The organism is Acinetobacter sp. AOR01_HL, from assembly GCF_027855455.1.
GTDB lineage: Bacteria > Pseudomonadota > Gammaproteobacteria > Pseudomonadales > Moraxellaceae > Acinetobacter > Acinetobacter baumannii.
Window position 1 is genome coordinate 1 of sequence record NZ_JAKTIM010000041.1, and the last position, 14,156, is coordinate 14,156.

12 protein-coding genes are annotated in these 14,156 nt (G+C 37.6%); 5 read left to right on the forward strand and 7 right to left on the reverse strand.

Translation table 11 applies throughout. The annotated features are described in order from the left end of the window. The first annotated feature begins 55 nt into the window (after positions 1-55). A protein-coding gene (locus MKL62_RS12590; RefSeq protein ID WP_094081405.1) for an IS3-like element ISAba45 family transposase occupies positions 56-1,434 on the forward strand; the annotation gives its coding sequence in 2 pieces (ribosomal slippage) (positions 56-530 and positions 530-1,434; 1,380 coding nt in all). Between the two features lie 50 nt (positions 1,435-1,484). Here the strand turns inward: MKL62_RS12590 and MKL62_RS12595 are convergent. The 6 genes from MKL62_RS12595 to MKL62_RS12620 form a co-directional block, all read right to left on the reverse strand. After that, positions 1,485-2,483: an adenosine deaminase gene (locus MKL62_RS12595; protein WP_001077401.1), complete on the reverse strand. Its 999-nt coding sequence runs from the start codon at positions 2,481-2,483 to the stop codon at positions 1,485-1,487. A gap of 112 nt (positions 2,484-2,595) precedes the next feature. After that, the gene (locus MKL62_RS12600; protein ID WP_005129113.1) at positions 2,596-3,915 is read right to left on the reverse strand and encodes an NCS2 family permease; all 1,320 of its coding nucleotides are present in this window, start codon (positions 3,913-3,915) and stop codon (positions 2,596-2,598) included. Positions 3,916-4,237: 322 nt separating this feature from the next. Continuing rightward, positions 4,238-4,465: a hypothetical protein gene (locus MKL62_RS12605; protein ID WP_000608974.1), complete on the reverse strand. Its 228-nt coding sequence runs from the start codon at positions 4,463-4,465 to the stop codon at positions 4,238-4,240. Positions 4,466-4,833: 368 nt separating this feature from the next. Further along, positions 4,834-6,384, reverse strand: coding sequence for a flavin-containing monooxygenase (locus MKL62_RS12610; protein ID WP_030423683.1), 1,551 nt, complete (start codon positions 6,382-6,384; stop codon positions 4,834-4,836). 23 nt (positions 6,385-6,407) lie between these two features. Then, a complete protein-coding gene (locus MKL62_RS12615) occupies positions 6,408-7,238 on the reverse strand; it encodes an SDR family NAD(P)-dependent oxidoreductase (protein WP_000599996.1) in 831 nt (276 codons plus the stop codon). Positions 7,239-7,303: 65 nt separating this feature from the next. Then, complete coding sequence (locus tag MKL62_RS12620) at positions 7,304-8,266, reverse strand: metal-dependent hydrolase (protein WP_005129116.1); 963 nt, start codon at positions 8,264-8,266, stop codon at positions 7,304-7,306. A 510-nt stretch (positions 8,267-8,776) separates the two neighbouring features. Between MKL62_RS12620 and MKL62_RS12625 the strand changes: the two genes are divergently transcribed. After that, on the forward strand, positions 8,777-9,499 hold the full coding sequence (locus MKL62_RS12625) for a pirin family protein (RefSeq protein WP_000460002.1): 723 nt from the start codon (positions 8,777-8,779) through the stop codon (positions 9,497-9,499). 62 nt (positions 9,500-9,561) lie between these two features. Here the strand turns inward: MKL62_RS12625 and MKL62_RS12630 are convergent, their stop codons facing one another. Beyond that, positions 9,562-10,185 (reverse strand): TetR/AcrR family transcriptional regulator, encoded by a 624-nt coding sequence (locus MKL62_RS12630; RefSeq protein WP_000107496.1) that lies wholly within the window; start codon positions 10,183-10,185, stop codon positions 9,562-9,564. 525 nt (positions 10,186-10,710) lie between these two features. On the opposite strand from MKL62_RS12630, the gene MKL62_RS12635 reads away from it, so the two are divergent. From MKL62_RS12635 to MKL62_RS12645, 3 genes are all read left to right on the forward strand, one after another. Then, positions 10,711-11,670: a metal-dependent hydrolase gene (locus MKL62_RS12635; RefSeq protein WP_005129117.1), complete on the forward strand. Its 960-nt coding sequence runs from the start codon at positions 10,711-10,713 to the stop codon at positions 11,668-11,670. A gap of 62 nt (positions 11,671-11,732) precedes the next feature. Further along, positions 11,733-12,566: an SDR family NAD(P)-dependent oxidoreductase gene (locus tag MKL62_RS12640; RefSeq protein ID WP_000600022.1), complete on the forward strand. Its 834-nt coding sequence runs from the start codon at positions 11,733-11,735 to the stop codon at positions 12,564-12,566. Between the two features lie 23 nt (positions 12,567-12,589). Next, on the forward strand, positions 12,590-14,113 hold the full coding sequence (locus tag MKL62_RS12645) for a flavin-containing monooxygenase (protein WP_005129118.1): 1,524 nt from the start codon (positions 12,590-12,592) through the stop codon (positions 14,111-14,113). Positions 14,114-14,156 lie beyond the last annotated feature (43 nt).

The window sequence follows — 14,156 nt, forward strand, 5'->3', positions numbered from 1 at the left end:
TGAACTGCACCCCGAAAGTTGGACACATTCAGTCTAACTTGGAGGGTGCTTTTCTATGGCTAAATATTCTCAAGAATTTAAACTTGAGGTTGTCCAATATTACTTATCTGGTTTTGGCAGACACCAAGTAAGTCATAAATTTGGAATACATCATAGCGATGTTGCTAAATGGGTAGCCAATTATAATAATCATGGTGCTGAGGGTCTGAGCAGGAAAAACACAAATACTGTATATACTCCTGAATTTAAATTTAAAGTTATTCAGTCTGTTCTTGAACAAGGTTTATCTGTACGTGAAGCTACAAATCAATTTAATCTGAAATCACACACACAGTTATTAAGTTGGTTGCTCCAATACGAAGAACACGGTATAGATGGCTTAAAAGCTAAGCCGAAAGGACGACCTAAATCCGTGCCAAAGCCTAAGATAAAAAAAGTCAAAAATGCTCTGAATGATAGAGACAAAACCCAAGAACAGCTACTAGAAGAACTTGCATATCTACGAGCTGAGAACGCTTATTTAAAAAAGCGGAGAGCCTTGATTCAGAAGCAGAAAGAACAGGAACAAGCCGAACAGCAACGGTTACAAGATTCATTTCTGAATTAAGGCAAAACTATAAATTGAAATATCTATTACGTGCATCACAGATGGCTCGAAGCACGTACTTTTATCATGAGCAGCGATCAAAGCTTAACGACAAATACAGTGACCTTAAGCAGCAAATTAAGATGATCTATCATAAGCATAAAGGTCGGTATGGCTATCGTAGAATTACTCTTGCTTTAAAGAATATGGGATTAACAATTAACCATAAATGTGTACAAAGACTCATGCAGTCAATGAAACTTAAATCACGCATTAGAATCGCAAAATATCGTTCTTACAAAGGGGACATCGGGCAAGTTGCAGATAATGTACTACAGCGCCAATTTAAAGCTGACAAACCAAATCAGAAATGGGTAACGGATGTAACCGAGTTTAATATTCGAGGAGATAGGCTTTACCTATCACCAATTATGGACTTGTTTAATGGGGAAATTATTGCCTTCCAAACCCACCGTAGACCAATGTATGAGTTAGTAAAAAATATGTTGAAAGATGCACTTACGAAGCTTGCAGATCATGAAAAGCCTATCATCCATTCAGATCAGGGATGGCAATATCAAATGCGTCATTATCAGCGAGAACTAGCAGAAAATGGTTTAACCCAAAGTATGTCTCGTAAAGGAAATTGCTTAGATAATGCATCAATGGAGAGTTTCTTTGGAATACTTAAATCAGAATGTTTCTACGGTGAAAAATTTAATTCTGTTGAGGAATTAGAGAAAACTGTGAAAGAATACATTCATTATTACAACCATGAAAGAATCAAGGTTAAATTAAAAGGACTAAGCCCTGTACAATACAGAACTCAGTCCTTAGAAGCTGCTTAATTAATTGTCCAACTTTATGGGGTCAGATCATCACAGGCGGTTTTTTTTATTTAGATTTTCTGGATTTCTGAAATCCACTTTTGTTTCTCTTCATCTGAAATGAAAGAGGCTTCAAAAGAGTTAATTGCGAGTTGCTTCAACTCATCATTGGTTAAATCTAATGCCTGTTGAATGGCAAAGAAATTATCATTCATATAACCGCCGAAATATGAAGGATCATCTGAGTTAACAGTCACGTGTACGCCTTTTTGTAAAAGACGGCGGATATTGTGATCTTTCATATCCTTAACAACACATAGCTTTAAGTTACTTAAAGGACAAACCGTTAATGGCATTTTTTCATTAATTAGACGAGCCATTAATTGTTCGTCTTCTTCAGAACGCACGCCGTGGTCAATACGGTTTACTTTGAGCAGGTCTAAAGCTTCCCATACATATTCAGGTGGACCTTCCTCACCTGCATGAGCCACGATTAAGAAGCCTTCTTCACGTGCTTTAGCAAAAACACGTTCAAATTTAGCTGGTGGATGGCCTACTTCGCTTGAATCAAGTCCTACAGCGATAATATCTTCTTTAAACGGTAAAGCTTGCTCAAGCGTTTCAAATGCAGCTTCTTCGCTTAAATGACGTAAGAAACACATGATCAGCTGAGAACTGATACCAAATTTGGCTTTTGCGTCAGCACATGCACGTTTAAGCCCATTGATCACGGTTGCAAAAGCAATACCACGGTCAGTATGAGTTTGCGGATCGAAGAACATTTCTGTATGAACGACACGATCTTCCGCACACTTTTCAAAATATGCCCATGCTAAATCGTAGAAATCTTGCTCATGAACAAGAACATTTGCACCAGCATAGTAAATATCTAAAAATGATTGAAGATTATGAAAGTTATAAGCTTGCTTTACTTCTTCAACAGATTTGTAAGGAATCTGAATCTGATTACGCTGTGCAATGGCAAACATTAATTCAGGTTCAAAGGTCCCTTCAATATGCACATGCAACTCGGCTTTTGGTAAGGCCTGAATCAGCTCGACTTGATTCATATTAACTCCACATCTAAAGAAAAAAAGGGTGTGGTAAGCACACCCTTCTATAATTTCCTTCTTATATCCCTATCACTAAAATAGTTCTAGAAGGAAATTATAAACAATCGTATTAACCGCCAAAGGCGATAAATTTAAATACCCAAAGAGCAGCAATAATCCACACCATGTATGGAACAGTTTTTGCCTTACCCGTAAATAATTTAACTAATGCATAGCTGATAAAGCCCATTGCAATACCATCTGCAATTGAGTAAGCAAATGGCATAAATACAATCGTTAAAAAGGCTGGTACAGCTTCTGTAATATCATCCCAATCGATGTGAGTGATCCCTTGGATCATCAATACACCAATGAACAATAAAGCGGGTGCTGTTGCAAAACCCGGCACAGATTGAGCAAGAGGTGCCAAGAATAAACAGCAAATAAATAAGAAAGCGACAACTACCGCGGTTAAACCTGTACGTCCACCTGCTGCTACACCTGAAGCCGATTCAATATATGGCGTAGTTGATGATGTACCTAATGCTGCACCAGCAACGATTGCAGTAGAGTCAGCAAATAGCGCTTTTTTCAAACGTGGCAATTTACCGTCTTGTAAAAGGCCGGCACGGTGTGAAACGCCAACCAAAGTACCTGTACTGTCAAACAAGTCAACAATAAAGAATACGAAGATGACACCCACCATACTTGCGGTAAACAACCCTTCAAAGTCCATTTGCATGAATGTTGGCGCAATTGAAGGAATTTCACCAACCACACCCTTAAATTCATTTAGACCTAAAGCTGTGGCAATTGCTGTAACGACCAAAATACTAATAATAATCGCACCGCGGACTTTAAGCTGATGCAAAATTACGATAAGTAAAAAGCCAAATAAAGCTAATAATACAGTAGGTTGTTTAATATCGCCCAAACCGACCAATGTTGCTTGGTTCGCGACAATAATTCCGGCATTTTTTAACGCAATGAGCGCAAGGAATAAACCAATACCACCACCTATCGCAAATTTAAGCGACATCGGGATTGCATTGACAATCGCCTCACGAATTTTAAAGAAACTAATCGCAAGGAATACCACACCTGAAACAAAAACAGCAGCTAAAGCTGTCTGCCATGGCACTACCATACCCATACAAACCGAATAGGTAAAATAAGCATTAAGCCCCATACCGGGTGCCAAGGCGATTGGATAATTAGCAATAATACCCATCACTAAGCAACCGATTGCTGCTGCCAAACAGGTCGCAACGAATACGGCGCCATGATCCATGCCGGTTTCAGATAAAATGAGTGGATTGACAATGATGATGTAGCACATTGTTAAAAATGTAGTTACACCAGCAAGAACTTCTGTTCGAAACGTGGTTTTATTGTCGCTTAACTTAAATAAACGCTCTAACCACCCTGCCGAAGAATTGGGCGCCGCCATAAGTAGCCTCTATGCAAAATCTGAGCTGTGGAATATGTACTTCTATGTAGGTATCTGAGCAATCTTGTTTTTCTGTTCAGATCTCTAGACAAAAATCTTAAATAGACGAAGCAACAAATATGCCACTCATTTGATTTCTGCTGTCATACACAGAAAATAGCCACAGCCCCTCTTGAAACACAAAAAAGCTGCATAACCCCTATGCAGCTTTTTTACTATACGTTCAATAAGTTTAACAGATTCAACAGCAACATGATCAAAATTTATGAAAAGATATGATCAATGGCACACTTTTTAAAGCAAATCACAATCGACACTGTGCTTAGAAAAAAACTTTTTTATCACTGATATATTTTTGCAAATTATATGAAGCTAAATTGCTATGACTAACACGGTTAGGATTACGTTCGATGGTCTGTAAATTTTTTTCAGCTTCTTGAATGATCCTCATGAGCTCTTGATGTCTTTTATTTTGGGTATCTAAATATGCCCAATACCCTAATACAAATACAATACTCACGCATAACACTATTAATACTTTATTGATCATTATTATTATCTCTATGTTTTTAATGTTAATGATCTTAACAAAAAAAAATAAGGTTGTGAATACTTTCACATTTATTTACAATAATTATCAACCACACAAGTTATTGATATAAAAATGTTTTCCACTATACAATTTAAAAAATTGATTAAAAAGAAAACTTTTCACTTAAAAATTCATTTTTAAAAATAGCTATATTATTTTAAATGAAAATTATATAGACTGCTTGGCCCATTTTTATTTTGAAGTATATTTAAATTTATCGTTTACTTTAACTTCATTATATTATTTATTGAATTTTCATATATTTCTTTCATTATTTAATAGTAAAAAGCCCACCTTCCTCAATAAAGTGGGCTTTTATAAATTAATTAACCTGCGACTTCTTCAACTTTAGGTTTTACTTTTACAAGATCAGATTCATAGATGACCTCATATTCTTCTAAATTTAAATGATGTAAACGCTGTTTAAGCTTTTTCAATGACCATGGCCATGCTGCAAAGTTACGACCATTTGCATCAAGGTAATAACTCTTACAACCACCACTATTGAATACTGTGGTTTGTAAATGCTTTTGTACAAGCTCATTATGCTTTTTAATTATTTCTGATTTTACAGAAAGTTTAGCAATACCTTTCGCTTTCATTTGCAATAAACCATCTACAATATATTGCAGTTGGGCTTCAGCAAGACCAATGAATGAGTCATAAACCAAGACATTTGGCCCTAGCATAAGAAATGCGTTCGGTACATTTTCAATATTGGTTCCTAAGTAAGCTTCCGGTGAGGAGTCTTTCCAGAGTTCTGCCAGACATTCCCCTTTTTCGTTATGTACCCGTTTACCAATGGGTGGATGAGACACTTCAAATCCAGTGCCCCAAATAATCACATCAACTTCATGGCGTTCACCGTTAGCTGCAACCACGGTGTTGCCTTCCACTTTAACTAAGCCATGTGGAATAAGTGTAGTATTCGGTGCTTGTAATGCTGGATAATAATTATTGGCAAATAAAATACGCTTACAGCCAATATCAAAATTAGGCGTTACATTTTTACGTAAAACTGGATCTTTAATTTGTAACTTTAACAATTGTTTCGCAGCAAAATTGACAGGTTTTAATGCTTTTGGGTTGCGTAAGCCAAAATTAATGACATTTAAGGCGCCTGCTACAGTCTGGCGCCAACCTGCCTGAATCGCTGGATATTTGGCAATAATTGATTTACTTAACTCACCTAAGTCTGTATCCGGTTTTGGCAGCACCCAAGGGGCTGTACGTTGGAATACAAACAGTTCTTTGGCTTTAGGTTGAATTTGGGGCACAAACTGGATGGCAGATGCACCAGTACCAATCACAGCAATACGTTTTCCAGTTAAGTCATAATCATGGTTCCATTTCGCCGAATGGAACATTTCACCAGTAAAGGTATCTAAACCTTCAAGGCGTGGAATCTGCGCCTCAGTAATTGGGCCTGTAGCAAATAGAACTGTTTTAGTAATATATAAACCAGAGCTTGTCTCTAGTTTCCAGACATTTTTTACATTGTCCCATTCCGCTTTTAATAGTTCGGTATTGAATTCAATTAAGGACTCAATATCAAACTCACGACTAACATCTTCTAAATAACTTAAAATTTCCGGCTGACGTGCAAATAAATGGCTCCATTTTGCACTTGGAGCAAACGAGTAAGAGTACAGAGCCGAAGGTACATCACAACCACAGCCCGGATAGGTATTTTCACGCCAAGTACCACCGACGCGGCTTGCTTTTTCAATAATTTTAAAATTAGTTAGGCCTGCTTCATTTAGCTTAATTGCAGCAGCAAGACCAGAAATACCCGCACCGACAATAAAAGTGTCATAAATATGTGCAACTTCTTGGGTTTTACGGGTGCGTGTATTTGTTCTAGGTTTAGTGACCATAATTTTTCTGCCTATACAAAATTTTATTTAAATAACTGATACGAAAGCCCAAGGAACTTTGCATATAGCGTTGGAGATGTCCTTTTCATAAGCCAGAATAATTTGGCGTCGATCTGTGGCGTGGTGTAGAGCTGCCCACGATCTAATCGATTCAATGTTAAAGTTGCAACTGCATCGCTGGTCGTCATGGCATAGTTCATGAGTGCATGGTCTGCAAGCTTGGAATAACGCCCCGGAATACGACCATTTTTAATGATATTGGTTGGCACCAAAGTCGGGCAAAGTACATTGACTTTAATATTGAATTTGCGAAGCTCGGCTGAAAGGGTTTCTGATAATGCCAATACACCCGCTTTCGTTACATTGTAGACACTCATTTCTGGTGCTGCGGTATACGACGCCGCAGAAGCGACATTAATAATTGCACCGTAACCTAGTTTTTTGAACTTTGGCACAAATGCATGACAACCATGAATAACACCCCACAGGTTTACATGCATACACCATTTCCAGTCTTCTAAACTCATTTCATCAAATTTGCCACCTAGACCTACGCCAGCATTATTAATGATGAGTGTTACCGGATGATCAAGTAACTGCTCTGCTTGATCAGCCAAAGTCTGTACTTGTTCTGCTTGCCCAACATCGCACTGTACAGCAAATGCTTTTTGTCCCAACTGTTCAATTAACTTTACGGTTTCTTCAGCAGCTTCTAAATTAATATCTGCGCAGACTACGCTGCCACCACGTTTTGCCAGTTCAACTGCAAAGCTTCGTCCAATCCCACTGCCTGCCCCAGTTACGACCGCATATGCGTTTCGGCTCGGCTGGTCTTTCTTACCAAATAAAATCATAGTAAATCCTAAAAAACTTTAGGGAGATGGCAGTAATTGTCATATTACTGCCATGACCAATAGGCTTATGAAACTGCACGAACTGGTGGTGTAAATTCCTTCACAAAGTAAGGCGCAATTGCACCGCCCTCGTTAAGTAATTTCTTTTTGTAGTACTCTAGATATTCAGTCGTATCATGGTCATTTGGATGGAAGTCTGGACGTAAGTAATCAAAAATCTGACCAATGGTGCTACCAAATACGCCATCTTTTGGACTAAAAATTAAGTTGACGCCACGACGTGCATCTTTCCAAAATTTTCTGGTCAACAGTTCTTTTGGCTTACGCAGTAGAGGTACAAATAAAGTTGCTGTTGGAATAAGCCCTAAAATAGTAATGAAAGCCATTAAAAAGCCCGTTGCCCGTAACGGATAATTACCGTTTAAAACCTGATATACATCATAAGCAATATCTTTATGCTCAGATTCTTCAAGCATATGCCACATCCATAAGGCACGACTTTTGGCATCGTCGGTATAATAGAAATTCTTTTCATGTTTCATCATGTATTCGGCAAGTACCGCCGTAAAATGTTCAATACCCGCCATGAGTGAAAGCTTTAATGGCTGCGGGAATTTTAAGAACACATATTTAAAGAAGTTCTCACCCAAGAAACGATAAAAATCGACCGGATATTCCAGCTCTTTAATTGCATTATTGAACTCATTATGCAATTTTGAATGGATGGCTTCTTGACCAATCAGCGATGTAACACGCTGTTTTAAAATCGGATCTTGAATAAATTCACGGTGGTGACGAGCTGTTTCAATCACCAGATCTTCACCATAGGTCAAAAAAACCGAAAGCGTTGCAAAGAACAAAGTTGCAAACTGGTTGTTGACGTAAAACTCGATATCAATTTCTTTACCATCAAATCCGATATTTAAATGGCGAATTGGGATAGTCCCTTTATTTGAGAAATCTATCTTTTGATACTGAGCTATAACTGATTTAGGAGAAATAATATTTCGGATAGCTTGAGCGACCATTTTCGACACCCTATAAAATTTGTTAAATACAAGGCAGCGTCGAATCAAACAGTTAAAGTTGTCTTTAGATTATTTCTTGCAATCTTTAACTGCTCTAGAACAAAAATTTGCTCGAATACATCTGCCTTGCCATGTTTTATGAACTTAAATATTGTTAAGTTCACCAAATCAGATTAAATAGTGCGCTTGATATAACTCTCGAACAAGGACAAAAAAAGCCAACCCACATTGAAACTTTTTGCCAACTTAAATATTTTTGATAATTTCAAATAACTTATATAACTAACTATTATTCATAATAATTTAAATAAAATACATTTGTCCTAAAATGATAAAAATATGGCTTTAAAAGATAAAAAATGAAATATTATGCCTACTTCGATAAAAATCTTATTTCAATATTTCAGCGTTCCAAAAATCACACTAAGCTTTCTATTTTCAGAGCTTTATTGCACAAATGAAAACGATAAACTGCATTCAGAGAAAAAAATTGAATGAGGATAATAAATCATGTTTGATATGCGTTTATCTCATGAGCGTGGTGCAGCACATCATGGCTGGTTACAGTCGAAACACACGTTTTCATTTGCAAATTATTGGGATCCAAAACAAGTTGGCTTTTCAGATTTACTTGTAATTAATGACGATACGGTTGCTCCATCAAAAGGCTTTGGTACTCACCCTCACCGTAACATGGAAATTATTTCTTATGTGCTTGAAGGTGCGTTAGAACATAAAGACTCAATGGGTACAGGTTCGGTTATTGTGCCTGGTGATATTCAGTTAATGAGCGCAGGCCGTGGGGTTGCACATAGTGAATTTAATCACTCTACTCAAGAAAACGTGCACTTCTTGCAAATTTGGGTAGTTCCAAATGAAGTGAACACAACACCGGGCTATCAACAATTGCATATTTCCGAGGAAGACAAACGCGGCAAATTGCACTTGATGATTTCACCAAAAGGTGGCGAAAAAACTTTATCCATCAAACAAGATATTAATATTTATTCAGGTCTTTTTGATGGTGAAGAAACAGCAGAGTTTGCAATTCCTGAAGGTCGTTATGTTTACCTACATGTGGCAAAAGGCCGTATTGATGTAAACGGTAAAACCTTTAATACCGGTGATGCTGCGCGTATTCGTGATGGAGGCAAGTTATCATTTACCAATGGTGACAATGCTGAAATTCTGATTTTTGATATGCGTCCGGAAGAAATTCCAACCATGCCATAAATAGTAAAAACACCTGCGTAGAAATATGCAGGTGTTTTTTATCACATTTGAAGACCTAAAAATTATGATTGATCTTCTGAGCGTGCCATTTCGGTATTGATATAACTCATTATCATAGTTGTTAGCCCCTGCACCATTTCATCAAAACTAATAAATGGGTTGGGTAAAATAAGATGCCTTGCAACGTTAAAAATACCGCTATTAATACAAATATAGGTAATTACAGGTAAATTGTTAATTTTTAAATATTTAGGATTGTGCATCATATACTTCATGATGACTTCCATTAAAGCCTGTTCAATTTTTGGAATATATTTATCGTATTGCAACTCACCTGCATAACGTAAAACGGTTAAATAACGGTCATTATTTTTCTTTAATAAATCACTGAACGTATAAAAAATCATTTCAATAACAGGTTCTAACTCCAACTCTAAAATTGTAGGAGTTAGCTCTTTAATCATGTCGAGAATTTCACTCACAAAGTAGTGATTCATCGCATCGTAGATTTCTTCTTTGTTTTTAAAATACTCATAGAGTGACCCCACACTCACCCCTGCAATTTCTGCAATATGACGTGTAGTGGTACCACTTGGTCCATGCAATGCTACAGCAATAAAACCTGCTTCAATAATGGTATCGACAGTGACTTTGGCTCGTGCCTGACGGGGTTTTCGCGTAGACATATTTTCTTATAAATAATCCGAACATAAGCTCAGATTAGCATGTAATTTAGCCCTACCCTAATAAAAAAACAAAATCCGAATAGTTGTCAACTTTCATGAAATATTTCTTTTAAAACTACAATGAAACACTGTTATAAGTTCTTTTATGTTTGAATATTTCTTTTTAATGACATTAAAATATCTAAATAAAAATCAATATATTAATAAATTTAGAAACTATTTTTTTATTTTATAAAAACATGAAACTTTAGGTTTAGAAACTTGAAAAGTTACCCGAATTGAATCCGAACATAAACTCAGATTAACATGAAAAAATCTAAAAAGAGGTTGAGCCGTTTTACTGAACTTTCCTCTTTTTCCCGTTATTCAGTCAAATAATCACACAAATAACGGAGCAACATCACCGTAGTCAGTAAGCAGAGAAAACTGCTTTTTGAAAATGGAATTTACAGTGCCCTGTTGCAAATCAAAGCTTTTGGTTTTCGACGTAGCCGCACTATCACTGATTGATCTGAAGGTGTCACCATGATCTCGACCACAGTTAAAAAATCACTAAACAAAATTAAATTTTACCGTGAAATCGAGTTACCGGATTTTGCTAGTAAAAAATCTATCCCAATCCGTCATTTAAATATCGGATTTGAAGGTAAAGAGATTGATGTTGAATTCTATATGAACAATCAATTTGCCACGATGTTTTTTGCTACGCTTTCAGTATTTCTGACTTATGGTGAAGATCTGGTGATTGAAACAGCTCGTCATCACCGTGAATTTATTCAAGACCCAGTTTTAAAACAGCGTGTTACTTCATTGATTGGACAAGAGGCGATTCACTCTAAACTGCACAATGAATATAACGATGCACTTAAAGATGTTGAATACCCTGTCGATTTATACCGTTTCTTGGGCGAAAACTTCTTTAAATATGTGTTTTTGAAATTCCCGCAACCGCTTAAATTATCGATGATGGCTGGTATTGAGCATTTTACAGCGGTACTTGCCGAATACATGATGAAACACGAAAAGAATTTCTACTATTCAGATGATGCAAAAAGCCGTGCTTTATGGATGTGGCATATGCTTGAAGAATCTGAGCATAAAGATATTGCCTATGATGTATATCAATTACTCAATGGTAGCTACCCACTACGAGCTTCTGGCTTCTTCTTAGCATTCTTCACTATTTTAGGTCTAATTCCTGCGACTACCTTGTTTATTCCGGTTTTAAGAAAACCGCAGGAAATGTTGACTAGAAAATTCTGGAAAGACGCGCGCCGTGGTGTAGGACTTATTTTTGGTCCAAAAGATGGTGTATTTGGTAGCACCATTGGCCAGATTTTCGATTACTTACGTCCTGACTTCCATCCAAATGACCATGACACGACCGAATATCTAGATTACTACAAAGACAAATTACTCAAAGAAGGTGGCGCGATTGCACCTTACTTTGTGAAGGAATTTACCCCACCTGTACGCTTGTCTTAACTGGCTTGCAACTAGTCATTACTTAATGGCTGGTGTTCCTTAAATCTATTTCGGGATGAATCATGATTTTATTTGGCAAAAAGAAAGTTAAACCAAGCCAAAAAGCTTATGCCGTCGTGACGGGTGCAGGCAGCGGAATTGGACGAAGTTTTGCAATTGAACTGGCGAAACGTGGTGGTAGCGTAGTCTGCGCAGATATTAATTTAGAAGCTGCAGAAGAAACTGTAACGTTGCTTGAACAACAGGGTGCAAAAGCATTTGCAATGCATTGTGACGTAGGTAACCCTGAACATGTCACAAATTTAGCTGAAACTGCTGAAATTTTACTTAGTCATCCTGTCACCCTTGTCATTAATAATGCAGGTGTAGGTTTAGGCGGTAAGTTTGACGAACTCAGCCTAGAAGACTGGAACTGGGTCATGAATATTAACCTGTGGGGTGTTATTCATGGTTGTCATGCATTTGTGCCAAAGTTCAAAAAACTAGGTTACGGCGCAATTATTAATGTAGCTTCTGCGGCGTCTTACACTGCTGCCCCAGAAATGACCGCTTATAACGTGACTAAAGCTGGTGTTCGTGCGTTGTCTGAAACACTTTCGGCTGAGCTTCGTAAATTCAACATTAAAGTCAATGTGCTCTGCCCGACCTTGGTGCCTACCAATATCATTAAAAATGGTCGTATTCCGGGCCGTTATTCAAAACTTGCAGACCATGCGCTCATGAACTACGCACTCACCACAAGTGATGATGTAGCCAAACTCACACTTAACCGCCTTGATCAGGATGAGCTTTATACCATCCCTCAAATCGATGCGAAGTTGTTCTGGCTGATGAAACGTGCATCACCAAGTTTGTATACCAAGTTCCTTGGTACCTCTTACAAATTATTTAAATAAGAAATTTTATAGGTAGTACCCATATGACTGCTCAAATGAAAACAAATGCATCAGCAAAAAAAGCTGTCAATTCACCTCACCATATTTACGATACCTTTATTGTCGGTGCCGGAATTTCCGGTATCGCCGCAGCGATTCGTCTCGACCAAGTTGGCTATACCAACTATAAAATTATTGAAAAAGCAGGACGTGTAGGTGGCACTTGGCGTGAAAACACCTATCCGGGCTGTGGCTGTGATGTACCTTCGGCTTTGTATTCTTATTCGTTTGCACCTAGTGCAAAATGGAGTCACTTATTTGCACGTCAGCCGGAAATCTTAAGTTACTTAGAAGATGTAAGTAACGAGTTTAATATCACGTCTAAAATTGAGTTTAACAACGAACTGCTCAATGCTGCTTGGGATGAATCACGCCATTTGTGGGTACTTGATACAACTACTGGTCAATATCTATCGCGAACTGTTATTTTTGCAACAGGCCCAATTACCGAAGCCCAGATTCCCCATCTTGAAGGTCTAGATACCTTTACTGGTGAAATGTTCCATTCAGCGAAATGGAATCATGACTATGACCTTACTGGAAAACGTATTGCCGTGATTGGTACTGGTGCATCTGCCATCCAGTTTGTGCCACAAATTCAACCTAAAGCAAAAGAGCTATTTGTGTTCCAACGTACGGCTCCTTGGGTACTGCCAAAACCGGATACGGATTTGGGTGAGTTTAGTAAATCAATTATTGCCAAATATCCAGCGATTCAGGCAAGTTGGCGTAAAAGTGTAGCGCTAACCCTCAATGCGATTAATTTTGGTTTACGTAACCCACTTGCACTAAAACCAGTAAATGTACTCGGCAAGCAATTACTTAAACTTCAAATTGCAGACCCTGAGTTACGTAAAAACGTAACGCCTAATTTTGATATTGGCTGTAAACGTATTTTGTTTGCTAACAATTACTACCCTGCACTACAAGCACCAAATACCACGCTTATTCCACATGGCCTGGTTAAAGTCGAAGGCAATACGGTGATTGCAGCTAATGGCGAACGCCATGAAGTTGATGTGATTATTTGGGGCACAGGTTTTGAAGTATCTCACCCACCAATCGGCAAACGTGTGTTTAATGAAAAAGGCCAACGTTTAAATGATTTGTGGAAAAATAGTTCACCGGAAGCTTACTTAGGAACCAACATTGAAAATGTACCAAATGCATTCTTAGTATTGGGACCAAACGTACTGGTTTATGACTCATTTATTGGTTTGGCAGAAGCACAGCTCGACTATATCGTAGATGGCTTGCTAAAAATTAAAAACAAAGGAATTAGCAAGTTAAATGTTAAGGCTGATGTGATTAAAAAGCACAATGACTTAGTGCAAAAACACTTACAAACAACTGTATTCAATAGTGGTGGCTGTAAGAGTTATTACCTTGACGCTAACGGTCGCAACTTTGCAGCATGGCCGTGGTCATTGAAAAAGCTTAAACAACGTTTGAAAAAACTAGATTTGAAGGATTATGAAGTTACATATCAAATGTCAAAGACACATTAATTTGTAAATTTGACCAAATCAGTTGTAAGGAATGGGCAGTGTA